Origin of the sequence: Sediminicola arcticus, from assembly GCF_040566695.1 — a bacterium.
Classification (GTDB): Bacteria; Bacteroidota; Bacteroidia; order Flavobacteriales; family Flavobacteriaceae; genus Sediminicola; species Sediminicola arcticus.
In genome coordinates, this window is the sequence record NZ_JBEXAE010000005.1 from 1 (window position 1) to 22,399 (window position 22,399).

The 22,399-nt window shown below is 37.4% G+C and carries 24 protein-coding genes; 15 read left to right on the plus strand and 9 right to left on the minus strand.

Going from position 1 to position 22,399, the window contains the following annotated elements; translation table 11 throughout:
* Window positions 1-67: 67 nt before the first annotated feature.
* Window positions 68-985 carry an amidohydrolase family protein gene (locus ABXZ36_RS10905; RefSeq protein WP_354615590.1) on the minus strand — a complete coding sequence of 306 codons (918 nt, stop codon included), beginning with the start codon at window positions 983-985 and terminating at the stop codon, window positions 68-70.
* A 729-nt stretch (window positions 986-1,714) separates the two neighbouring features.
* Here ABXZ36_RS10905 and ABXZ36_RS10910 point away from each other — a divergent pair.
* The 12 genes from ABXZ36_RS10910 to rimK all read left to right on the plus strand — a co-directional run bounded on the left by ABXZ36_RS10910 (window position 1,715) and on the right by rimK (window position 12,731).
* Window positions 1,715-2,305, plus strand: a complete 591-nt coding sequence (locus ABXZ36_RS10910; protein ID WP_354615592.1) for a DUF4202 domain-containing protein — start codon at window positions 1,715-1,717, stop codon at window positions 2,303-2,305.
* Window positions 2,306-2,424: 119 nt separating this feature from the next.
* The gene (locus tag ABXZ36_RS10915; protein WP_354615594.1) at window positions 2,425-3,063 is read left to right on the plus strand and encodes a precorrin-2 dehydrogenase/sirohydrochlorin ferrochelatase family protein; all 639 of its coding nucleotides are present in this window, start codon (window positions 2,425-2,427) and stop codon (window positions 3,061-3,063) included.
* Window positions 3,033-4,211: a molybdopterin molybdotransferase MoeA gene (locus ABXZ36_RS10920; RefSeq protein WP_354615596.1), complete on the plus strand. Its 1,179-nt coding sequence runs from the start codon at window positions 3,033-3,035 to the stop codon at window positions 4,209-4,211. Before ABXZ36_RS10915 ends, ABXZ36_RS10920 begins: the two co-directional genes overlap by 31 nt.
* 70 nt (window positions 4,212-4,281) lie before the next feature.
* A complete protein-coding gene (locus ABXZ36_RS10925) occupies window positions 4,282-4,725 on the plus strand; it encodes a molybdenum cofactor biosynthesis protein MoaE (RefSeq protein ID WP_354615597.1) in 444 nt (147 codons plus the stop codon).
* A gap of 2 nt (window positions 4,726-4,727) precedes the next feature.
* Window positions 4,728-5,636: a bifunctional molybdenum cofactor biosynthesis protein MoaC/MoaB gene (moaCB, locus tag ABXZ36_RS10930; RefSeq protein ID WP_354615598.1), complete on the plus strand. Its 909-nt coding sequence runs from the start codon at window positions 4,728-4,730 to the stop codon at window positions 5,634-5,636.
* Between the two features lie 719 nt (window positions 5,637-6,355).
* Window positions 6,356-7,756, plus strand: a complete 1,401-nt coding sequence (locus tag ABXZ36_RS10935; RefSeq protein ID WP_354615599.1) for an arginine decarboxylase — start codon at window positions 6,356-6,358, stop codon at window positions 7,754-7,756.
* Window positions 7,743-8,687, plus strand: a complete 945-nt coding sequence (gene speB / locus ABXZ36_RS10940; protein ID WP_354615601.1) for an agmatinase — start codon at window positions 7,743-7,745, stop codon at window positions 8,685-8,687. The genes ABXZ36_RS10935 and speB overlap by 14 nt, the downstream gene beginning before the upstream one ends.
* Window positions 8,674-9,651: a deoxyhypusine synthase family protein gene (locus ABXZ36_RS10945; protein WP_354615602.1), complete on the plus strand. Its 978-nt coding sequence runs from the start codon at window positions 8,674-8,676 to the stop codon at window positions 9,649-9,651. Before speB ends, ABXZ36_RS10945 begins: the two co-directional genes overlap by 14 nt.
* 2 nt (window positions 9,652-9,653) lie before the next feature.
* Complete coding sequence (locus ABXZ36_RS10950) at window positions 9,654-9,968, plus strand: hypothetical protein (protein WP_354615604.1); 315 nt, start codon at window positions 9,654-9,656, stop codon at window positions 9,966-9,968.
* Between the two features lie 278 nt (window positions 9,969-10,246).
* Entirely contained in the window at window positions 10,247-10,714 is a 468-nt protein-coding gene (locus tag ABXZ36_RS10955) for an RMD1 family protein (RefSeq protein ID WP_354615606.1), read from the plus strand.
* A gap of 168 nt (window positions 10,715-10,882) precedes the next feature.
* Window positions 10,883-11,299, plus strand: coding sequence for a VOC family protein (locus tag ABXZ36_RS10960; RefSeq protein ID WP_354615608.1), 417 nt, complete (start codon window positions 10,883-10,885; stop codon window positions 11,297-11,299).
* Window positions 11,300-11,354: 55 nt separating this feature from the next.
* On the plus strand, window positions 11,355-12,731 hold the full coding sequence (gene rimK, locus ABXZ36_RS10965) for a 30S ribosomal protein S6--L-glutamate ligase (protein ID WP_435602405.1): 1,377 nt from the start codon (window positions 11,355-11,357) through the stop codon (window positions 12,729-12,731).
* On the opposite strand, the gene ABXZ36_RS10970 is transcribed toward rimK, so the two are convergent.
* Window positions 12,732-13,673 carry an NAD-dependent epimerase/dehydratase family protein gene (locus ABXZ36_RS10970; protein WP_354615610.1) on the minus strand — a complete coding sequence of 314 codons (942 nt, stop codon included), beginning with the start codon at window positions 13,671-13,673 and terminating at the stop codon, window positions 12,732-12,734. It lies immediately after the preceding gene.
* A gap of 64 nt (window positions 13,674-13,737) precedes the next feature.
* Here ABXZ36_RS10970 and ABXZ36_RS10975 point away from each other — a divergent pair, with 64 nt between their 5' ends.
* Together ABXZ36_RS10975 and ABXZ36_RS10980 are read left to right on the plus strand one after the other, a co-directional pair.
* Window positions 13,738-14,232, plus strand: a complete 495-nt coding sequence (locus ABXZ36_RS10975; protein WP_354615612.1) for a hypothetical protein — start codon at window positions 13,738-13,740, stop codon at window positions 14,230-14,232.
* Window positions 14,225-14,725: a nuclear transport factor 2 family protein gene (locus ABXZ36_RS10980; protein WP_354615614.1), complete on the plus strand. Its 501-nt coding sequence runs from the start codon at window positions 14,225-14,227 to the stop codon at window positions 14,723-14,725. The genes ABXZ36_RS10975 and ABXZ36_RS10980 overlap by 8 nt, the downstream gene beginning before the upstream one ends.
* Window positions 14,726-14,792: 67 nt before the next feature.
* On the opposite strand, the gene ABXZ36_RS10985 is transcribed toward ABXZ36_RS10980, so the two are convergent.
* The 3 genes from ABXZ36_RS10985 to ABXZ36_RS10995 form a co-directional block, all read right to left on the minus strand.
* Window positions 14,793-15,521 (minus strand): hypothetical protein, encoded by a 729-nt coding sequence (locus ABXZ36_RS10985; protein ID WP_354615616.1) that lies wholly within the window; start codon window positions 15,519-15,521, stop codon window positions 14,793-14,795.
* Window positions 15,522-15,634: 113 nt separating this feature from the next.
* Window positions 15,635-16,444 carry an SDR family oxidoreductase gene (locus ABXZ36_RS10990; RefSeq protein ID WP_354615618.1) on the minus strand — a complete coding sequence of 270 codons (810 nt, stop codon included), beginning with the start codon at window positions 16,442-16,444 and terminating at the stop codon, window positions 15,635-15,637.
* A complete protein-coding gene (locus tag ABXZ36_RS10995; RefSeq protein WP_354615619.1) occupies window positions 16,437-18,716 on the minus strand; it encodes a M28 family peptidase in 2,280 nt (759 codons plus the stop codon). Before ABXZ36_RS10995 ends, ABXZ36_RS10990 begins: the two co-directional genes overlap by 8 nt.
* A 224-nt stretch (window positions 18,717-18,940) precedes the next feature.
* On the opposite strand from ABXZ36_RS10995, the gene ABXZ36_RS11000 reads away from it, so the two are divergent.
* Window positions 18,941-19,405: a CBS domain-containing protein gene (locus tag ABXZ36_RS11000; RefSeq protein ID WP_354615621.1), complete on the plus strand. Its 465-nt coding sequence runs from the start codon at window positions 18,941-18,943 to the stop codon at window positions 19,403-19,405.
* Window positions 19,406-19,491: 86 nt separating this feature from the next.
* Here ABXZ36_RS11000 and ABXZ36_RS11005 read toward each other — a convergent pair whose 3' ends face one another.
* From ABXZ36_RS11005 to ABXZ36_RS11020, 4 genes are all read right to left on the minus strand, one after another.
* On the minus strand, window positions 19,492-19,842 hold the full coding sequence (locus tag ABXZ36_RS11005; protein ID WP_354615623.1) for a hypothetical protein: 351 nt from the start codon (window positions 19,840-19,842) through the stop codon (window positions 19,492-19,494).
* 59 nt (window positions 19,843-19,901) lie between these two features.
* Complete coding sequence (locus ABXZ36_RS11010; protein WP_435602408.1) at window positions 19,902-20,846, minus strand: ChaN family lipoprotein; 945 nt, start codon at window positions 20,844-20,846, stop codon at window positions 19,902-19,904.
* A complete protein-coding gene (locus ABXZ36_RS11015; protein WP_354615998.1) occupies window positions 20,809-21,177 on the minus strand; it encodes a (4Fe-4S)-binding protein in 369 nt (122 codons plus the stop codon). The genes ABXZ36_RS11010 and ABXZ36_RS11015 overlap by 38 nt, the downstream gene beginning before the upstream one ends.
* A 560-nt stretch (window positions 21,178-21,737) precedes the next feature.
* Window positions 21,738-22,382: a DsbA family oxidoreductase gene (locus tag ABXZ36_RS11020; protein ID WP_354615624.1), complete on the minus strand. Its 645-nt coding sequence runs from the start codon at window positions 22,380-22,382 to the stop codon at window positions 21,738-21,740.
* Window positions 22,383-22,399: the final 17 nt, after the last annotated feature.

The window sequence follows — 22,399 nt, forward strand, 5'->3', positions numbered from 1 at the left end:
GAATAGTATTGTCTCAGATTAAGGAAGAATTTACTTGTTTTTTACCTCAGTTCTTTGTTAGGCACAGTTATTCTTTCAATTTTAAAAATATTGCTGCATTATTATAAAAAATATCTTCCTTTTCTTGCTGTGTTAAAAAATCAAGACTATTCAGAAAATTAATAGATTTTTCTATTGCGTATGGCCATGTCATTTGGTCTGAACCAAACATAACTCTGTCCAAGTAACCAGCTTCTTTTATGTTTTTAAGAAACTCCTTTACATATCGTTTTGTGTTCGGTTCTACCCAAAGTAAAACTGCAATGTCAGTATAGAGTTGAGGGTAATAAGCCATAAGTCTAATTGCATGCTCTGGCCAATCTTCACCGCCTGCATGCATCATATAAATTCGAAGTTTAGGATATTTCACCAAAACATCCTCAATTAAGTATGGGTCTCCTAACTTTAATCTTGCTTTTGGTGACCAAGAATATGTTCCACCTGGGTCTCCGCCACCCATATGTACAGCAACAGGAATATCATATTTTTCACAAATTCGTAAATAAGGCTGCCAAATGGAATCACTTAAAGTTGTACCTCCATAATAAGGCGCGGTTTCTCCGAAAATTTCAATTTTTTTATCCTTCACCATTTGCTCAAACTTAACAGAATCCATTTCATAATCATCAGGAGAAAACATAAGAATTCCTCTTATGATACGATGGTCAGTATCTTTGGCCATCCAATTTGAAACACTTTCAGGATTACCACTTACCATTGCCTTCACGATATTAAATTTCTCAAATGCAGCAAAAGTTTCTAATCGATGTGATTCAGCATCTTTTGAGCCTTTTTCACCATAATAATCGTGGGCAGGCTCTCTATCTCCAAAGTTACTGTCCGTGTAAGAGTGAATATGCATATCAATAATCTTTGTATGGTTTTGTGCTAACAAGGATAGATTAACTAAAATTAATGTCAGTAAAATAATATTCAATTTTTTCATGATGTGTTTTCTAATGAAGGCTAACGTTTCAGCTCGTAAGTTTGGTTCTAAGTTTGAAGATAAGATATTTAGAACAATGAATTAGTTTAATGGGAAGAGTGATTACCAATACCAGCAGGCCAAAGAACAACCCGATCGATTTTATAATATTGTAGATAACCAGTTAAAACTTAATCGTAAAATATTAAAGGAATATAATAAAGGAGGGAAAGTAACTGTAAGAGCTGAATTACTTCATTTATTAGGTTTTGACCCAAACTTTTTTACTCATTATTAGAAAAATCAGAAAGGGGAAATATATCTATTTGTATACGAATATGGATTTTTAAAAAAAAATGAAGAACGGAAAGGAAAAATATGTGCTAGTAACTTGGTAAGATTATATGGCCAAGAATTTAATCCTTACCAATAAGCACTAGACCAGATAAGACCTTAAAAATCCAAAATTATATTGAATTAATCTTTTGAAATTTATACATATAATTATATTTATATACATTTGGTATGTCGGGATAAAAATCATCAAAAAAGTTCACAAATCGTCAACATTGTAATCAGTAATTATTCGTAAGTCGCTAAAAATAAGGTTCCAGCGAATATAGTTCGATTCTTGGTGAGGATACTAAAAGTTAAAAGTTAAAGGTCCCTCAAAATCTCAGAATTGTATGGGCCTTTGTTTTTTCTATTTGATTTATTATCTACATTGTTTTCAACAAACACAGATAGCATATGATAGAAACCCCAAAACGTATAAGGGCCTTTGAACTATTTGATAAGGCGAATGAAGAAGATCCAAATAAGGAGGATGCTCAGGAGAAAACGTATGCAAAAGAACTTCTTTATGCCATTCGCATGAGCGAATTGCTCAATAATTTTGAGCCTACTGCTTCTGAAGCGTTGCAGCTTTCTGCCCGTTGCCAGCATATTTGTAGATGGGAAATTCCTAGGGAATCTTATGAGATGAATAGGGTGGGGTATTTAAAATGGCGAGAAGCACTTAAAAAGTACCATGCTCAAAAGGCAAGTTTTATTTTAAAGGAGGTGGGTTATGATCAAGAAATTATTGATCAAGTGACTAATCTAATTTTAAAAAAACAACTTAAGAATAATGAAGAGACACAAACATTGGAAGATGTCATCTGTTTGGTGTTTCTCGCCTTTTATTTAGAACCGTTTGTAAAAAAGCATTCAGAAGACAAGTTAATAGATATCCTTCAAAAAACTTGGGGAAAAATGTCCGAGAAAGGACACGAAGCTGCTTTAAAAATACCTTATTCCAAATCATCCCTGACTTTGATACAAAAGGCGCTTAGTGCATAATTCCCCTTATCTTTGTATTTATTGGATAATTGGATATTTAGCATGGATTTTTTAGAGCTATTACAGGCAAAAGAGCCAATATTCATAATTAATTTTAAGACATAAAAAAGAAATCCTTTATGGAGCGAAATGAGTTATACCCCGTATTTTTAAAAGTCTCACAATTGAATATCCTTATTATAGGCGGGGGAAATGTGGGGTTAGAAAAGTTGACGTTTTTGTTGAAATCGAGCCCCAATGCCAAGGTAGAAATGGTATCCATAGAATTTCTGGATGCAACCTTGGAATTGGCAAAAAAGCACGATGTGAAAATCACCTATGATGCATATCATGAAAAATATTTGGTGGGTAGGCATATGGTGATCGCCACCACGGATAATGTAGCCGTGAACGAACAGGTCTATCACGATTGTAGGGCTCTTACCATTTTAGTGAACGTGGCCGATAATCCCCCATACTGCGATTTTTACATGGGCGGTATTGTGACGAAAGGAAATGTGAAAGTGGCTATTTCCACCAATGGAAAATCACCTACCACAGCAAAAAGATTACGTCAATTTTTTGAAGATGTAATCCCAGAAAATATTGATGATTTAGTGCAAAACCTTAATGAGTACAGGAAGACCATCAAAGGCGATTTTGAGGAAAAAGTAGAGACCTTAAATGAGTTTACCAAAGGGCTTGTTAGTAAAATAGGCGATAATGAACTTACCAAAAATAAAACTGTATGGTCTCAGTTAAAGAAGCGCTTCAAATAATTACCAAACACACGCAGATGTTGAATAGTGTGACCCTTCCCTTGATTAGTTCAAGAGGCATGGTGACAGCTCAAGAAATCTATTCCCCTTTAGATTTACCGCCATTCCGCCAATCGGCGATGGACGGTTATGCCATCAGAAGCCATAAGGAAAAGGAATATTCCGTGGTTGGGGAAGTAGCTGCGGGTGACGGCAAGGAATTCCAATTAAAAGCCGGTGAAGCGGTAAGGATCTTTACTGGGGCCATGGTGCCCAAAACTGCGACTGCCGTTATAATTCAGGAAAAAGTAACAAGGCAGGCAGATAGCATTACAATAAACGATGAGGTAGTTCTGGAGAGTAACATCAGACCTCGGGGCGAACAAATTAGTAAGGGCTCTTTGGCTTTGCAGAGGGGAACAAAACTTACCCCTTCGGCCATTGGATTTTTAGCCGGAATGGGTGTTACAGATGTTTTGGTTTATGGTAAGCCAAGAGTGGGGATCGTCATTACTGGGAATGAACTGGTTGCAGCAGGAGAGGTACTAAAGGAAGGTCAGATTTATGAGGGCAATTCAAAAATGATCCAGGCTGTTTTGGAGGAAATGAGTATAGAAGGTTGCACAAAGTATCAGGTAGCCGATAATTTTGAGGGCACCTGTGAGGTGCTTAAAAAAGCATTTCAAGAAAACGAAGTGGTACTTGTGAATGGGGGAATTTCAGTGGGAGATCATGATCATGTTTATGAGGCCTTAAAAGTGTTGTGCGTGGATTCTTTATTTTATAAAGTAAGACAAAAACCAGGGAAACCTCTTTTCTTTGGAAAACAGAATAATAAAATTGTATTTGCCCTGCCCGGAAATCCGGCAGCTGCGCTTACGTGTTTTTACGTGTACGTTTATCCCGCCCTTCAAAAAGTAATGGGGCATGAGGGGATGGGATTAGAACGTAGACAGCTAGCGGTAACTAAAGCTGTTACCAATATCTTGGGGAGAACATTACTACTAAAAGCAAAGATTCTTGAAAATGGAGAAGTTGAAATTTTGGAAGGACAAAGCTCTGCCATGCTACACACCTATTCCCTTGCCAATGCCTTGGTATTAGTTCCAGAATCTGTAGATTCAGTTCCAAAAGGTGGATTGGTGGAAGTGTTGATGCTTCCTAATTAATATCATGTGTGGTTAAATAATCGATTCTAAGTATCTTTAAACACTTTTTGAATCACTAGTTAAGAATGTAATGGAAAAGAAAAAAGTAAAAAGCGTGTTTATGTCGGGTGCTATTTCTCCGCATTTCATAGGGGAGTCTATCGCAAAGCACCAATCTAAAACTACCATTGGCGCCCATGATATTTTTTTGGGCCAGGTTAGGGCGGATGTCATTGATGGAAAAATAGTGGCCGCAATAGAATACACAGCCTATGAAGAAATGGCGAACAATAAATTTCATGAGATACGTGAAGCAGCTTTTGAAAAGTTCAACCTTACTTGTATGCATATTTATCATAGCTTGGGTACGGTAAAGGCAGGTGAATTATGTTTGTTCGTATTTGTTTCCTCACCGCATAGAAAGGAAGTTTTTGAAGCATTGCAATATATCGTAGAAGAAATAAAAGTAGAGGTGCCCATATTTGGAAAAGAGCTTTTTGAAGATGATAGTTACCAATGGAAAGTGAATAGTTAGGTATGGTAGATATTACGCATAAAAACAATACTCTGAGAATAGCAACGGCCCAAGCGGTAGTTAAAGTGAGTTCAGAAGATACTATCAAAGCTATACAAGAAAACAAGGTTCCAAAAGGAGATGTGTTTTCGGCCAGTAAAGCTGCTGGATTATTAGGAGTAAAAAAAACGTCAGATCTTTTGCCTGATTGTCACCCCATGCCCATTGAATATACGGGAATAGAGTATGAGGTCAACGGATTAGAAATCACCATTTTGGTAACCGTAAAGACTATTTATAAAACAGGGGTAGAAGTGGAGGCTATGCACGGGGCAAGTATTGTGGCCTTGAACATGTACGACATGCTAAAACCTATAGATAAAGGAGTAGAAATACATCATATCAAATTACTTCAAAAAACAGGGGGTAAGTCAGATTACAAGGATAATTTTACAGAGCCATTGACTTTTGCTGTTGTTGTTTGTTCTGATACCATAGCAGAAGGGAAGAAAGAGGACAAAGCGGGGAAGGCCATTATTGAAAAGCTAAAAGCCTTACATTATTCGGTCTCCAATTATATGATAATTCCCGATAAAGAAGAAGAGATTCAACAGAAGGCAAGTGAATTTGTTGCTAAGGGTATAGACGTGATTATTTATTGTGGAGGCACTGGTCTTTCGGAAAGGGATGTTACCCCTGAGGCCTTGATTCCCTTGCTAGACAGGCGTATCCCCGGAATTGAAGAAGCTATAAGAAGTTATGGTCAGGATAGAATGCCGTATGCCATGTTATCCAGAAGTGTTGCCGGCACCATGGGTAGTACTTTAGTGCTTGCTTTGCCTGGATCTACTAATGGAGCTAAAGAATCTATGGATGCTATTTTTCCTCATGTTTTACATAGTTTTAGGGTGCTAAAGGGCTGGAGACACTAAAGGATTATAGTCTTAGGGGCCAAATTTCATGTAAAAGATCATTTTTGCTAGTTTTTCCAATAGAATGCAATCCTCTGGAAATATCCGTTTAGGAGGAATTTCATGGTCTTGTGGAGTTAGGTGGTATTACATCTAATCCATATCTATTAATAACATATAATAGGTGGTTGTGCCATCTTTTTTGCCACAAAGGTGTAGGCATTTTTAGGTATTTGGGCCTTTGCTAAAGTTGAAGTAGGGAAGAATGACACAAACAAGATAAAAAGCAGAGCCTTTCTTGGTTTCAACAGATCTGTTTTTGATGATGTTAATTTAAATAGTAATGATTGTAAATCAAGATATTACATCTAAACATCCCTTAAACAAATATCTTTTTATGGTGTATTTTGACAATTCATGTAAATTTTTTTAATTCCCTTATTTTTTCATTATTTTTGTTTTCATTTGTCACGGCTTTTTGCTGCATGTTATGAGACGTTTTTATGTATTTGGATCACTGGAAATAAGGAAGATTTTCCCAAGAAAGGCACAACAATTGTGCAACCGAATTTTTAGCATGACTTCCGCGATGTCCTCGATAGTATTGGGTAGGTCCAGTTATCTTTATTCCATCAAGCTTTGATGGAAAACCTCCTTTTAAAAATAATATTAAAAAATAAGAATCCATCTTATTACCATAACACTCCATTTTTTTTTAAGTTTATATAAAAACTATTTTAATGAATATTAAATATATTGATCTTATCCACCAAAGTTATTATTTTCCACAGGAGGAATTTACTCTGGATGGAGAGAGCCTTCAATTTCATGGAATTCCTTTATTGGAGCTGGTGGAACAATATGGAAGTCCACTAAAATTTACCTATCTGCCAAAGATATCGGACAATATCAATAGGGCGAACAAATGGTTTGAGGCTGCCATCAAAAAGAATGACTATAAAGGGAAGTACCATTACTGCTATTGTACCAAGAGTTCTCATTTTGAACCAGTATTGAACGAGGCTTTGAATAACGATATCCATATAGAGACATCTTCTGCTTTTGATATTAATATTGTACAGAAATTAAAGAAAACGGGAAAAATCAAAGATGACACCTTTGTAATCTGCAATGGCTTTAAAAGGGATCAGTATATAACGAATATTGGAAGATTAATTAACGAAGGGCATCAGAACTGTATTCCCATTATAGACAACTACGAGGAAATAGACCTATTATCAGATGAGATAAAAGGTGATTTTAAAGTAGGTATCCGTATCGCTTCTGAAGAGGAACCAAAGTTTGAATTTTATACTTCCCGATTGGGAATAGGATACAAAAACATTGTTCCTTTTTATGAAGACCAGATCAAGAATAATGATAGGGTGGAGCTTAAAATGCTACATTTCTTTATCAATACTGGGATTCGAGATAATGCCTATTACTGGAATGAACTTGTCAAATGCCTTAAGGTCTATGTGCGCCTAAAGAAAATTTGTCCTTCCTTGGACAGTTTAAATATTGGAGGAGGTTTTCCAATTAAAAACTCTTTGGCTTTTGAGTATGATTATGAATACATGATTAATGAGATTGTTAACCAAATCAACATCACTTGTCAAGAAGCGGAAGTGCCCGTGCCCCATATTTTTACAGAATTTGGAAGTTTTACGGTTGGTGAAAGTGGTGGAGCTATTTATGAGGTTTTATATCAAAAGCAACAGAACGACCGTGAGAAATGGAACATGATCGATTCTTCTTTTATCACGACCTTGCCAGATACCTGGGCTATCAGCAAACGATTTATTATGTTACCAATCAATAGATGGGAGGACGAATATGAGCGTGTGCTGCTCGGCGGACTTACGTGCGACAGTGATGATTATTACAACAGTGAGCAGAATATGAATGCTATCTATCTGCCCAAGTACAGAAGAGAAAAACCTTTGTATATCGGATTTTTCAATACAGGGGCTTATCAAGAGAGTATTGGTGGATATGGTGGCTTGCAGCACTGTTTAATTCCACATCCAAAACATATATTAATAGACAGGGACGAAAAAGGAAACCTAGTCACCACCTTATTTAGTGAACAACAAAAAGCAGAGGATTTGCTTAAAATTTTAGGTTATGAGCGCGACTAACAATTATGCTGGCATTCCAGATGAGTTTGCACAATTGGAAAAGGCAAAGGTAGTTTTGATACCTGTGACATATGATGGAACAAGTACCTGGGGCAAAGGGGCCGATAAAGGACCCAAGGCCTTTTTGGATGCTTCTGAAAACATGGAACTTTATGATATAGAAACTGGGACCGAAGTATATCAACAAGGAATATATCTGGCCCCTACAATTACCGAGGATAGTTCTGCCGAGGCAGTAGTGAATGCGGTACATAAAACCACCAAAGAGTTTATAAAACGCAATAAGTTTGTAACCCTTTTTGGAGGAGAACATTCCATTTCTATAGGTTCTATACGTGCTTTTAATGAGTGTTTTGATAACCTGACCGTTTTGCAAATAGATGCCCATGCAGACCTTAGGAAGTCTTATGAAGGCACCAAATACAACCACGCTTGCGCTGTACACGAGGCTAGTCAGACTACAAACCTATTGCAGGTAGGGATACGTAGCATGGATATTATTGAAAAAACGTTTATGGATGAAGAAAAGACCTTCTTTGCCCATGATATTGTGAACGATGAATATTGGATGGACAAGGTAATTGCCCAAATGACCGAAAACGTATTTATCACCTTCGATCTAGACGCCCTAGACCCTTCCATTATGCCTTCAACGGGAACTCCGGAACCTGGAGGATTGTTTTGGTACGAGACTTTGGAGTTTTTAAAACAGGTTTTTGCCGAGAAAAACGTAGTAGGGTTTGATATTATGGAACTTTGTCCGAATAGTGCGGATAAGTCTTCTGATTTTTTGGCGGCAAAATTGTACTATAAAATGTTAAGCTATAAATTTATGGAGGAAGCGATCGAGAATGCTTATGATAATACCTACGATGTGGATGCCAAAACCGGAAATACTACTAATTCAAGATTCGAAGATGACGAAGACTAAGGGAGCAATCTCAAATTTTATTGAAAAATACTATTTACACTTTAACTCTGCAGCATTGGTGGATGCAGCAAAGGGGTATGAGGACCAATTGAACAAAGGTGCTAAAATGTTGGTGTCATTGGCAGGGGCCATGAGTACCGCTGAGCTAGGTAAGATTTTTTCCGAAATGATCCGTCAGGACAAAGTACAAATCATCTCTTGTACTGGCGCCAATCTTGAAGAGGATATTATGAACTTGGTGGCACATTCCCACTATAAAAGGATTCCCAATTATCGGGATCTAACCCCTCAGGAAGAATGGGATCTATTGGAAAAAGGATTGAATAGAGTTACGGATACCTGTATTCCAGAACATGAGGCATTTAGACGTTTGCAAGAACACATCTATAAGATTTGGAAAGAAGCAGAAGATGCAGGCGAGCGCTATCTACCACATGAATACATGTACAAAATGTTGCTCTCTGGTGTTTTGGAGGAGTATTACGAGATAGATTTGAAGGATTCGTGGATGTACGCTGCTGCAGAGAAAAACCTACCTATTGTTTGCCCAGGATGGGAAGACAGTACTATGGGTAATATCTTCGCCTCCTACGTCCTTAAAGGTGAATTGAAGGCCACGACCATGAAATCAGGGATAGAATATATGACTTTCCTAGCCGATTGGTATACGGATAATTCCAAAGATGGAATTGGATTTTTCCAAATTGGTGGGGGTATCGCAGGAGATTTCCCAATTTGTGTAGTACCTATGCTTTATCAGGATATGGAACGTACAGATACACCATTTTGGAGTTATTTTTGTCAAATCAGTGACTCTACAACGAGCTATGGATCCTATTCTGGAGCAGTACCCAATGAAAAGATCACTTGGGGAAAACTAGATATCAATACCCCAAAGTTTATAATAGAGAGTGATGCAACCATTGTTGCCCCATTAATTTTTGCTTACCTATTAGACATGTAATTATGGACAATTTAAAGAGAGTAATCGTAGATTTTAAAAAACTTACCCCTGAGGTCTTAAAGTTGTTGGTAGACAAATATCCTGATGGTTATGACGATCAGAACATCATCTCCTTTAAAAATGCACAAGGTGAACGTATTGAGGCGGTTGAGGTTACCACTGACGATACCAAGTATTTGGTAAAGATCAGTGCGAAGCTAGAGAAGACCATGGCCAACTATGATGAAGATGATTATGAAGATTTTGATGACAATGATCCAGATGCTATTCCAGATGTCGAAATAGCGGACGAGGAAGAAGATAATGATGACGATTAGGACCCATGTTTGAAGTTGTTGCCTTCCAGATAGCAGCTTCCATAAATATCAGGCAGTGCCGAAATCTCCTGCCTTTGGAAACGCTATTCTCTGACAGTGTCGAACTATTCTTTAAAAATGAGGACAAACGATTTGTACACATTTCCCAATATGGTTTGGTCTCTTTTTTCAATCATTCGGAAAAGGAAATCCAGGCTATATTAAAGTAATTAAATCCATTGTCAAAGGATAGGGTTCCTTATTAGCTTTCAGAAAAAATTGAGGTAGAAATTATTGCGTTGCAACAGAAGGTGACCTTCAACAAGGTAATTCTTCCCAATTTTGATTCTGAATCCATACGCTTGGTTATGTTGAATACCTCACAATCTGTTGCTTTAGATCGGTATTTGGAAATCACAGAACAATTATTGGAAGAGACCAATGTGCATACCAAACTTTTAGAGCGAAAGGGAAAATTGAATATATCGGGTACCAACCTAAAACGGTTTATTGGGAAAGTACTGAACGTCAAAAATGAAATTTCCGAAAACCTCTATATTTTTGACTCACCTGATAGTACCTGGGAAAATGAAGATCTTAATAGGTTGGATATGGAACTCAAGCAAACCTTCGATCTTAAAGATAAATATCGTTACATTTCTGAACGTATAGGGATCATTAAGGAAGATTTGGAGCTTTTTAAGGATATTATGGAGCATAGGGAGAGCAGTAGATTAGAATGGATCTCATCCTCCTTATCTTGGTAGAAGTGCTGGATCTATTTGTATTCAGAATCTTTGGATTGGCGCAGAAATAGGTCAAAATTCTTAAGGATAGATAATCAAAATAGTACTTTCTAAAAATTGATACTCAGTTGTAAAAGGTATCGTTTAGAATTTGTAAATTAGAATGGATTTCGTTAAAAATTCTTATTCATGGAACATGCACCTTTTCATATGTCGCTGCCTTGTTATAGCATCACAAAAACTAAAGCTTTTTATGTAGACGTTATTGGAGCGGAACTCGGCAGAAATTCTACCCGTTGGTTAGATGTCAACTTATTTGGAAACCAAATTACGTTCACTAAATCTGGGGAATTTAATTTTGTTTTTAGAGCTTATAAATTTGGGGATACGATATTGCCTTCTTTTCATTTTGGGGTCATTGTAGATCCAGAAACATGGCAGAATATGTACAAAAAGTTGAATATACCGGAATATGAATTGACCACAGAGGTCACCTTTTTAAAGGATAAGACAGGAGAACACCGTTCATTTTTTATTCTGGATCCTAACGGACACTCTTTGGAGTTCAAGACTTTTACTGACCCGAATGAAATGTTTGCTGCATAATATTTTTTATCTTACTATTGCCCTTTCTTAAAAAGGATTAACAATTATTTTAACTATGGAATTGAAGGATTTGTCTATTATTGGAAGTGAAGAATGGTGTGTGTTTAAAGAAATGGGTATTCCAGCTATTAAGGCAAGAGTAGATTCTGGAGCAAGAACATCTTCTATCCAAGCGACAAATACCAAAGTGTTCACTAAAGGAGTACAGGAGTGGGTTAAATTTGAGGTGAATCCCTTACAGGATAACCGCAGTTTTAATATGCTTTGTGAAGCAAAGCTCGTAGATAGAAGAACCGTTAAAAGCTCTTCTGGAATTTCAGAAGAGCGTTTAGTTATAAAGACCCCGGTAACCATAGGCAGTGAAACCTTTAACATAGAACTTACCTTGGCCAATAGAGACACCATGGAGTTCCGAATGTTATTGGGAAGAGAGGCCCTTAACGAGAGGTATATGGTAAACCCGGCAGAAAGTTATTGCTTAGGCGATATTACCGATGAAGAGATAACGGATAAATATGCGCCTTACGTAAAGGAAAAGACAGGATTAAGTATTGCCTTGTTGGCTAGTAACCCCAATCTATACAGTAACATGAGGATAATGGAGGCCGCAGAGGCCAGGGGCCACGAGATTGTATTTTTGAATGTGGAGCATTCCTACATGAAATTAGATGCCAATTCCCCAGAAATTCGTTATCGTGGTGGAAATATCTTAAAAGCATATGATGCTATCATCCCTAGGATAAAACCTTCAGTGACCTTTTATGGTTGTGCCCTAATCCGTCAGTTTGATACCTTAGGGGTTTATTGCCAAAATTCGGCAGAGGCCATTACCCAATCAAGGGATAAACTCTTTGCCTCACAATTGTTTTCAAAAAACGATATCCATATACCTATTACTGGCTTTGCCAAGTCACCTATGGATACTAAAGATTTAATCCGCATGGTCAATGGTGCGCCTTTGATCATCAAACTTTTGGAAAGTACCCAAGGGAAAGGAGTAGTATTGGCGGAGACAAATAAAGCTGCTGAGAGCGTTATCAACGCCTTTAAAAGCGTTCAAACAAACATACTAGTACAGGAATTCATCAAGGAAGCGAATGGGCAAGATATTCGTTGTTTCGTTGTAGATGGTAAAGTGGTAGCCTCCATTCAGCGACAGGCAGAAAAAGGGGAGTTTAGGGCCAATATCCACCAAGGAGGGAAAGCTTCCATCATCAAAATTACCCCGGAAGAGAAAAAATTGGCACTAAAGGCTACAAAAGTTCTCAACCTTGCCGTGGCAGGTGTAGATATAATTAGATCCAATAAGGGACCTTTATTATTGGAAGTCAACTCCTCTCCAGGCTTGGAAGGTATTGAAAATGCCACAGGAAAAGACATCGCCAATATCATGATCATGGCTATTGAAAGGAAGCTGAAATATAAAGACTGATTATTTAGATAGGTTGTCCAGCATTTCCTGAGAAGTCCTTTCCAAATTGAATTCTGGTTTCCAGCCCCAATCTTTTTGTGCAACAGAATCATCTATACTGCTTGGCCAAGAATCAGCAATCTGCTGCCTTGAATCAGGAGCGTAGGACATTTTAAATTCTGGGATGTTCTTTTTAATGTTTTCGGCCATTTCTTTAGGCGTAAAACTCATGGCTGCAAGATTGTAAGAGGAGCGTACCTTTATTTTTTCAGGATCACTTTCCATAATCATAATCGTTGCCCTAATAGCGTCGTCCATAAACATCATAGGCAGTTTAGTGTCCTCTCCTAGGAAACAGGTGTATTCTTTATCGGTTAGGGCCTTGTGATAAATTTCCACAGCATAATCCGTGGTTCCTCCCCCTGGAAGTGTTTTATAGCTTATAAGGCCAGGATAACGCACGCTTCGAACATCTACTCCGTATTTATTAAAGTAATATTCACACCAGCGCTCACCGGTCTGTTTGCTAATACCGTATACCGTACTAGGTTCCATAATGGTATTCTGTGCTGTATGCTCCTTAGGGGTATTGGGACCAAAAACAGCAATACTTGAAGGCCAGAAGACCTTGCTTATTTTTTTGTCCTTTGCCAGATTTAAAACATTGAAGAGGGAATTCATATTCAAATTCCAGGCTCGCATTGGGAATTTTTCTGCGGTGGCACTAAGCATGGCTGCCATAAGGTAAACCTCGTCAATTTCATAATGCATTACTACGTCTTCCAAAGTTCCATAATTGGTTGCATCCAATAGTTCAAAGGGGCCAGAGGCCATAAGATCTTTGTCTCCCTCCCTGATATCACTAGCAATAACTTGGTTGTTACCATATCTTTCACGTAAGGTGTATGTAAGTTCTGTTCCTATTTGTCCGCAGGCTCCTAGAATGAGTATGGATTTTGGCATAAAATTGTAGTTAAATGAATTCGTTGACAAAGATAGCTTTTATTAAAATTTGTACATTAGCCTTATGGGAAAAATATTCTTTTTTGGAGCAATGTTCCTGTTTGCAATTTCATGTAAACAGGGTAATTCTGGAGTGGATAAGGAACCACAAAAAGAGGTTGTTTTCAACCTGAAAAATCTTCCAATAAAAACTGGAATCAATCCAGATGCGAAGATGGTATTAATGGATTGGGTTGAGTTCAACGCCTTGGAAACCAGCTTTGATGCGCTTTATAAAGTACAAGATAAGGAGGGGTTGACCTTGGTGGTTGAAGATTTGATAGAAAAACAAAAATTATTGGAAACTTCTACCTTTCCTGAGGAGTTTGATGTTCCTCAAATTAAGAGTAGGTTAAAGGTTATAAAGACGGCCATTTTAAAAGCAAAATTTAGTCTGGAGTACGGGGTGGATCCTATGGAGCCCTCTACCGCTTTGTCCAAAGCATACAACGCTTTTAGAAATCAGTTCTCGGTGATTGTAAATAGTCGTTTAGACACAACATTAATTATATATGAATAAGATTACAGGCATACTAGCATTACTTTTCCTTTCGGTGTCTTTACATGCGCAGCAGGAGGACGAAAAAGAAGTCGTAACTACCGTTTTAGATGCTTGGCACCAAGCCGCAGCTGATGCCGATTTTGAGGCCTATTTTTCAAAAATGACAGAGGATGGGGTGTTTGTTGGAACGGAGGCCATGGAAAATTGGCAAAATGCTGAATTTAAGGAATTTTCAAAGCCCTATTTTGATAAAGGAAAGGCATGGAGTTTTACGGGGCTTCAGCGAAATATTTATTTTAATAGAACTATGGATATGGCTTGGTTTGATGAGCTTTTGGATACACAAATGAAGCTTTGTCGTGGTTCAGGGGTACTCAAAAAAACTGAGCACGGATGGAAGATTGCACATTATGTGCTTTCTATAGCTGTTCCCAATGAAAATGTTGATGCGGTGGTATCCCTAAAAAAAGCGAAGGATAGTGTTATTACAAAACAATTAAAGTTGAATTGAATTAGAATCATAAATAAAAAGGAGGGCCAATTGGACCCCCTTTTATTTACTAACTTCTAAGTAAAATCTATTGTTTTTTGTCTTTTTTAGCTACTGGAACTTCTTTTGGCTCTTCTGGTTTTTCTTTTCTGGATTCTAAAGCTTGCTTGCTAAGACTGGCCAAATTAAAGTTAGGCTCAATAGTTAAGGCTTCGTTGATAAGAATTAAGGCAGCATCAATATTGCTTTTGTCTGCGTTGTAAGCTATCAACCCTTTTAAATGAAGAAAGGCCGCTTTTAAGGGTACCTCGTAAGGCTGCTGTCTTTCATAAAAGGCATAACTCATTTCATCCGTTGCATTGCTAATACCATATTCGATATTGGAGGATGCACCGGGACTATCGCCAGTTTGGATTTTTAGATCTGCCAGCTCATAGGCTAAATAGGCGTTTGGTGATCTTTTGAATAAAAGTTCAAATTGTTCCAAAGCACGTTTTGGTTGATTCAAAGCCTTTAGGGAAATAGCCTTTACTCGTATGGCTAAATCAGAATCTGCTTCATTTTTATCAATTCCTATGGTGTTGAGAGCTTGCATATGTTGGTTGTCATTAGTGTACACATAAGCCAAGGTATCCCTGCGTTCTGCGGATGGCGACAAAACATTAAGATGTGTGAGGGCACTGATAACACCTTTCACATCTCCCTGTAATTTCATTTCATTATAAAAAGCCTCATAATGCTTTTGAAGTTCACTTTTGGTCTGTGCACTGCCCAAATATCCAAAGGCAAAAATTAGCACCATTATTATTTTTTTCATTTTCTGATTTATTAAGTGCGCCAAAACTATTAAATTATTTCTAGTAATCTGTTAAGTAATTCTTTAAAGGTTTGTAGTTCAATAAAAAAATGGTCGTTTCACCTTATACAACGTCAACTGATAATTGTTTTCTGAAAGCGGAATTTTTTGTAGTGTATTAGATTGAAAGGAACCACTTTTTTGCCTTCGGTATTTTTTGACTCGCTATATTCAGGAGCTTCGAGGTCTCTTTTTTTTGCTTCGTTTAGGTAGTAATCTCTTTTTGATGGATGCAAGGGATAAACTCCATTGAAAATTTCACCCCAATATCCTTCCTTGATAACGGTATCTATAATTTGGATGCAGTCCTCCAGATGTATGAGATTAATGGGATGGTTGCCGTTGGAGAGGTTTTTTTTGCCGGAGAGAAAGGTTATAGGGTGCCTATTGGGACCTATGAGTCCCCCAAACCGTATAATGGTAGTTTCTAGATCTGGGTTGTTCATAAATTTTTCTTCAACAGCCACCAATTGGCTCCCCGATTCTGTTTCGGGATGTGGTAGGGTGGTTTCTGTAACATCACCTTCCAATTCACCATATACCGAAGTACTGCTTATAAAGATAATTCTGGTTACAGTACTGTCTTTAATCGCAGCAAGTAAGTGTTGCATTTTATCCTCATAATTTTCTTTGTTAGTGCCTCTAAGAATTGGAGGCACATTAATGACCAACACTTTTACGTTTTTTAAAAAGGCTTTAATGGACCCCTCAATACCATTTTCTGAGAGAGAAACTTTAAACGGAAGAATCCCTAGTTTTTGCAATTCAATTAATTTTTGAGAGGAGGTAGTACTTCCATGGACAGTTTGGCCTTTTTTGATCAAATGTTGCGCTAGAGGAGTGCCTAGCCATCCACAGCCCATGATTCCTATTGTACTATTCAAGTCGTATTGTTTTGGTTGTTAAAATGGCATCGTTGAGAATAAACGGCATTGGGATGCTCGTTTCGGGTCTTTCGGGAACACTAAACAAAGGGTGGTTTAGAAGGTCATTAGATGCCTCATATATTTGTAGTTCCAAAACCTGATTTTTTGGAAATTGTAGTTCTAAAGTTGTAGCATCATTGTCGCTAATATAGTGTGTAAGCAATTTACTCCTTTTTAGATCTTTGAGATAAAAGGGCGAAAGTTCAATTTCATTAACCGTTACAGTGGATAAGGGAACATTGTTGGTAAAAACCTCTAGTCGGTTCACAGATCGTTGTGGGGTTATAATAAGTTTTACCAACCGGTTTTCACCAACTATAGTATCAAAGGTTTTCTCCACACTTGGAGGGGGAATTTCTATTATAGGGGCTTTTGAACTATAGGTAAAACCCGGGGCATATTTGCTACTTATAATTTGATAATCTACTTGGTTCTTGGACGGCCCATCCACATATTTTTTGTTCCAAGCGATCAGTTCATGATCATAGGACACCCAATGAGCGCTATTGTTGTCCGTATTCAATATATATAATAGACTGCTAGGTTTGGCATGATCTTTTGTGAAACCTGAATTGAAATGTGCTACCACCATGAATATTGCAAAAAGGAACTGACATAGGAATGCCAATTTGCCTTTAGACTTATAAAAGCCAAAAACAGGAAGCAAAAGATAGAAGGTTAGCGTAGTCAACACCGTTGAGGCCACCATCATTTTAAGCCCTAATCCTACTGGAAACATCTTAATAAATGGTGTATAGATCCAAAGGGCTGGCAAGGCTAAAAAGACTAAGAGGTAGGGATTTGGAATTTTCTGGTTTACAAGGATAAATAAACAGGCCAAGAGAGCATAAAGAGGGATGATAAAAAAACTAGCTCCTGGTAAATAGTAGGCTACGGCCCCGCAAATAATAAGCCATAAAGTGATTGGGGATATCACTAAATTCGAGACACTTATATTTTGGAATTTATGATAGGCCCCAAAGCAAACGGCAATACTTAAAAAGACAAATGCGGTTATGTAGTAATATCCATTATACGTAAAGCCATGAAGTATATCTTGGTATTGGGGGTAAAACCATTTCAAAAGAGTCCAACTAAAATAGCCAACCACCCCGTTGATCAGCAATGAAATCCCCATTGGAAGAAAGCCTTTAAAAATTTCCTTTAGATGTAAGCTTTGTTTTTTAAAACCATAGACCAAGAGGCAAACGAACGAGAGAAGAGCAAGACCAAACATGAGCCATATCCATTCAAAGGGATAGGAAATTAGTTTAAAGAAGGGCACGGTAAAATAAACATCATCATTCAAACTTTTAAGGTTACCTAGATCTGCATTGCTAAAATGCATTAAAAGGGGCATTAAATAGCTGCCTTGGTGAGCTAGTGTATTTCTGTCTAATCGGTCAAAATTATCACGTACGGTATGGTAATCAAAGTGGTCATCTGCAAAAGCAAAGTTGAGACCCTCAATATCACGGTCCTCTCTAAAAACCGTTAGATCGGTATCATTGGGTAGCATTTTGTAGATGCTGTAGACTAGAGAATTTGCAACAGGGAATTCAGGACTGGCGGCAGTAAACTCCTCAATTAATCTGCTGTTGCCCCTATTGGTTTCAATTAGCATAAAACTTGGCCCTCCGCTTCCGCGAGCCTCAAAATTTAACACAAGGCCAACATCGTTTGCCCAAGGATGTTTATTGGCAAAAAGGTCTGCTCCGTTAAGTCCAAGTTCCTCAGCATCTGATATGAGTATAATGACATCATTTTTTGGATTCTTGTTTTCAGAAAGAAAAGCCCTTATCCCCTCAAGAATAGTGGCGACACCACTCCCTGCATCACTCGCGCCTAAGGAAGAGTGGGGGCTGCTATCATAATGGGACAATACTAAAAGTGCTTTTCCTTGTTCCGTTCCGGGAATTCGTGCCAAGATGTTAGTGGCCTTACTTAAGTTGGCCCAATCTCCAGCGGTATACCCCTCTTGTAGGGACGTTTTAAGTCCCATTTTTTGAAGTTCGCAGACAATATAGTCTCTTACTTCTTTATGCGCTGGAAACCCTACCGCGTGGGGAGCCTCAGCAATTTTTTTAACATGGGCCAAGGCACGGTCAGTAGAAAAACTGTTAAGCGGTACAGTTTCGTTTTTCTGATATGAGGGCATTGCAGAGCTGAAACTCCAATAAGTGGCCAGTGCCAGCAGAAAAATGGTTATGACGGTTGTAAATTTTTTCATTAGATTATTATGTTCCCTAAATGTATAAAAATCCAATGTGAAATTCATTTTTTAAGGTGCCTCAAGGAGATTGAAGACAACATATTTGTATGAAGGAATTATTTTTAGTTGATGAAAATTTATTTTATTTACTAAAATAATGTAGTTTATTTATTATAAGTGTTAAAATATTGTATCATGTTGCGTAAAGTTCTATATTTAAGATTAACCTAAAAATCAACCATATGGGAATTAAAAGTTTTCAAGGCGCGCGGGAGATCGTAAAAAAGGAATATACCACACCAATTATGGTTGAGGATTATATGACCAAAAAACTGGTAACTTTTAAACCAGAACAATCCATTTTAGAGGTAATGGAGTTGTTTACCAAATACAATATTTCAGGGGGTCCTGTAATGGATAACAATAACTTTTTAGTAGGCATAATTTCAGAAGCAGATTGTATGAAGACCATTTCTGAGAGTCGTTATTTTAACATGCCTATTTTGGATAAGAATGTTGAGAAATACATGACCAAGAATGTGGAAACCATACCGCATGATATCAGTATTTTTGATGCAGCAGGTATTTTTCACAAGAACAACCGTAGGAGATTACCCGTTTTTAAAAATGGAATCCTTGTAGGTCAGATCAGTAGAAAAGATATAGTAATAGCAGCCTTAAAATTATCTGGTCAAAACTGGAAGTAGCTCCCTGCAAACAATGATAAGTGTCCTTTTGCACACTTTTAATTTCTTAGGTTATGTATTACATCCTCCTTTCGGAGGATTATTTTTTATTCCCTTTTTACAATCATATAAAAGTCATTGTCTAGGGGCAAATAGCCTAAATCATAAACAAAAAAGTACACTGTTCCTTTTTGTGTGGTATAGAGATGGGTAAAATATTCAAAATCGAAGCCTTTGTCTACTAATTTTGTTTTGTTGGTCTTTGCTTTGCCATCTTGTAGTTTGAAGCTTTCCAAAATCCTATAATTTTTTCGCAGTCGGTTGTTAATGTTTCTGATGAGGTTTTTACTGTCTTTGTTCAACCTGTTGTTAGATGAATTGCGACAGTAATCCGAACAGAATTTCTTGTCTATACGACCTATGATTTTCTCCCCACATTCGGGACATTTTTTTTCCATGGGCAGTGGTTCTTATTGTATTTGGGATATAAGATACTTAAATTTTGTCGATTATCCTCTTAATATGTATTGGTCATATGACTGTCCACACAAATAATGAAATCGGCTAATTCTTGGTATTCTGTTACTAGGTTGTCCAGTTTATCCTGGGAAACTGTGGAAATGGTGGCGTAGGCATAATTTGGCGCCGATTGTTTTAAATACCATAAAATTCCTTCGTAGTTGTTGGAGTGGTAGGCGCCATTAAAATGGAGGAACCTAGACCCTGGATTGTAATTATGTAATATAAAGTGGGCCATTGTAGCATCTTTTATTGCTTGGGCCATCACCAATTCTGGTGTTCCGTGGTCTCCCATCATACTAAGGATGTTTTTGTATTCAGGTAGTTCGGGTTCAAAGTTTATTGGCAAAGGCGCTATCCATGCCTTTTCTTGGGGAGTAAGACTGCCTAAGACTTTAAACCCTTTTTTATAGACCATGGACGCGTATCTTTTTGGAATATTGGTGGCTATAAATGGTAGTTTGTGTTCCAAGGCAAAATTCACCAAAGGAGAATAATCTGTGTCATAATTGGGCCAAAGACGAGCCAAGGTATCCAAACCTTTTTGATCTATGGCTCCACGTAGATATTGGTTCAAGGGAATTTGGTTGTCTGCCTCAAACATTTCTGCCCCTAGGATCAAAGGCTTTGTATGGGCTAAATCTGAGGCTACTTCATATTGTAACCAATGTGCAATAGCGTTGTTGTGCAGTTCCCCAAAAAGGACAATGTCCTTCGTTGAAAGAATGTTCAACATTTTTTTGTAGGTTACCTTTTTCCCTTTGGCGTTGTAGATGGTGTAGGCGGGCTTATCCTGACCAAATATGGGGGTAAGAGCAAATAAAAGGAGTAGTGTAAAGAGGGTTGCTTTCATGGGGAATTCTATGATAGATTTAGAAAATATAGTTGGCACAATTAATTGGGCATCACCCTTGAAAATTAATTTCGTTATGTGTGCCGTCACAATAGGGTTTGTTTTTGGAGAATCCACACCTACAAAAGGCCGTAATTCTTTCTTTAACCTCTTCCTTTCCAGATTTGTCTATAACCTTTAAGGTTCCATGCACTAAAAGAGGTCCGTTTTCTTTTACTTCAACTTTGGTTTGCGTGCTTTCCTTTTCTTTATCTATTCCTTTTTTACCTTCTTTGTTCATGCAGTAACTCAATGCTCCCGAGGGACATTTGGCAATTTGATCCTTTAATTCATTAGTGGTAGCGTTCTTTGGGGTAATCCATGGTTTTTCTTTTGGTTTGTACACATTAGGCAAGGCTTTTATACATTCCTCGGAGTGGATGCATGCTTAGGGTTTCCATATTACAGTAAGCTCTCCATTAGTGTACTCTTTAGTGATTTCTTTTTCCATGATTGCGGTATTTTGCTTTTTAAATTTAATAATTTTTATTCAAAATACAGCTTAGGCTTATCTAGCGGTTTGGTATTTAGGGAATAGTTTATTTAAAGTATGTTTTTTTGATATGTAAAGATCTCAGAAATGAATTTACGTCCTTTAGGTATACGCTTTTAGATTTTGGAATGAGTTACTAATTTAATCGATTGAATTTTTAATCTTTTTTATCTTAGAGCACTATCCATAAATAAAATTATCATAAGAAGTCTATTTTGGCTATTAGGGTTATTGGATGTAATCCTAGGATTGGCTACTAGTAACTTATTTCATATCCTTTTAGTGATTGCCGTAGTTGTAATCCTAGATAATATTATTTGGAATCGTAAATTTCTTAACTGGTGAATAAGGAGAATTCATCTTTAATTAACCTTGTTAAAAAATAAGGGTGACACTGCTATAAAAAGCAATAGTCAACATTACGTATTTTCCAATTTATTGACTTATGATTACTGATCCAGTAACTCCGATAGAACTTGTTTATAGACACTAACTGGTTGGGCGCCGGTTAGGGCATTTTTATTGTTGAATATTATGGTTGGAACCGAAGACACACCAACACTCTGCCAATAGGCCTCTTTAGTCTGTACTTCGTAACGAGCGTCATCATTTTCTAATCTCGCCAAGGCCTTTTCTGCATTTAAACCAATATGATTCAATTCTTCGAGTAGCACATTCCTATTGGAAACATCTTTTCGTTCACTGAAAAAAGCTGTTACTAAGCGCATTTTTAACTCAGTTTGTTTCCCAGATTCTTTGGCAAAGTCCAATAAAATATGTGCATTACGGGTATTAACTATTTTCATCCCATCAAAATAATCAAAAGTAAAACCCAATTCAGCGCCAACTTCTGCCATATGTTCTTGGGAACGTTTAATGTCTTCAGGGGAGGATCCGTATTTATTGGCAATATGCTCCTCTACGTTTTCACCTTCGGAAGGCATTTGAGGATTTAGTTCAAAGGGTTGCCATTCCAATTCAATTTTGTCCGCTATTCCCATTTCAAGAATTGCTGTTTCTAAACGTTTGTAGCCTATGGTGCACCACGGGCAGACAACGTCAGAAACGATGTCTATTTTAATTTTACCAGCCATACTTATATTTTTATAAA

What these genes read in the sequence shown, in the direction of transcription:
- ABXZ36_RS10975 (WP_354615612.1), top strand. Translation starts at nt 13,738, where the DNA reads ATGGGAAAAATATTCTTTTTTGGAGCAATGTTCCTGTTTGCAATTTCA.
- ABXZ36_RS10925 (WP_354615597.1), top strand. Translation starts at nt 4,282, where the DNA reads ATGGAAAAGAAAAAAGTAAAAAGCGTGTTTATGTCGGGTGCTATTTCT.
- ABXZ36_RS10985 (WP_354615616.1), bottom strand. Translation starts at nt 15,521, where the DNA reads ATGAAAAAAATAATAATGGTGCTAATTTTTGCCTTTGGATATTTGGGC.
- ABXZ36_RS10910 (WP_354615592.1), top strand. Translation starts at nt 1,715, where the DNA reads ATGATAGAAACCCCAAAACGTATAAGGGCCTTTGAACTATTTGATAAG.
- ABXZ36_RS10950 (WP_354615604.1), top strand. Translation starts at nt 9,654, where the DNA reads ATGGACAATTTAAAGAGAGTAATCGTAGATTTTAAAAAACTTACCCCT.
- ABXZ36_RS10970 (WP_354615610.1), bottom strand. Translation starts at nt 13,673, where the DNA reads ATGCCAAAATCCATACTCATTCTAGGAGCCTGCGGACAAATAGGAACA.
- ABXZ36_RS10960 (WP_354615608.1), top strand. Translation starts at nt 10,883, where the DNA reads ATGGAACATGCACCTTTTCATATGTCGCTGCCTTGTTATAGCATCACA.
- moaCB (WP_354615598.1), top strand. Translation starts at nt 4,728, where the DNA reads ATGGTAGATATTACGCATAAAAACAATACTCTGAGAATAGCAACGGCC.
- ABXZ36_RS10980 (WP_354615614.1), top strand. Translation starts at nt 14,225, where the DNA reads ATGAATAAGATTACAGGCATACTAGCATTACTTTTCCTTTCGGTGTCT.
- ABXZ36_RS11020 (WP_354615624.1), bottom strand. Translation starts at nt 22,382, where the DNA reads ATGGCTGGTAAAATTAAAATAGACATCGTTTCTGACGTTGTCTGCCCG.
- ABXZ36_RS10920 (WP_354615596.1), top strand. Translation starts at nt 3,033, where the DNA reads ATGGTCTCAGTTAAAGAAGCGCTTCAAATAATTACCAAACACACGCAG.
- rimK (WP_435602405.1), top strand. Translation starts at nt 11,355, where the DNA reads ATGGAATTGAAGGATTTGTCTATTATTGGAAGTGAAGAATGGTGTGTG.
- ABXZ36_RS11000 (WP_354615621.1), top strand. Translation starts at nt 18,941, where the DNA reads ATGGGAATTAAAAGTTTTCAAGGCGCGCGGGAGATCGTAAAAAAGGAA.
- ABXZ36_RS10905 (WP_354615590.1), bottom strand. Translation starts at nt 985, where the DNA reads ATGAAAAAATTGAATATTATTTTACTGACATTAATTTTAGTTAATCTA.
- ABXZ36_RS10915 (WP_354615594.1), top strand. Translation starts at nt 2,425, where the DNA reads ATGGAGCGAAATGAGTTATACCCCGTATTTTTAAAAGTCTCACAATTG.
- ABXZ36_RS10935 (WP_354615599.1), top strand. Translation starts at nt 6,356, where the DNA reads ATGAATATTAAATATATTGATCTTATCCACCAAAGTTATTATTTTCCA.
- ABXZ36_RS10995 (WP_354615619.1), bottom strand. Translation starts at nt 18,716, where the DNA reads ATGAAAAAATTTACAACCGTCATAACCATTTTTCTGCTGGCACTGGCC.
- speB (WP_354615601.1), top strand. Translation starts at nt 7,743, where the DNA reads ATGAGCGCGACTAACAATTATGCTGGCATTCCAGATGAGTTTGCACAA.
- ABXZ36_RS11005 (WP_354615623.1), bottom strand. Translation starts at nt 19,842, where the DNA reads ATGGAAAAAAAATGTCCCGAATGTGGGGAGAAAATCATAGGTCGTATA.
- ABXZ36_RS10945 (WP_354615602.1), top strand. Translation starts at nt 8,674, where the DNA reads ATGACGAAGACTAAGGGAGCAATCTCAAATTTTATTGAAAAATACTAT.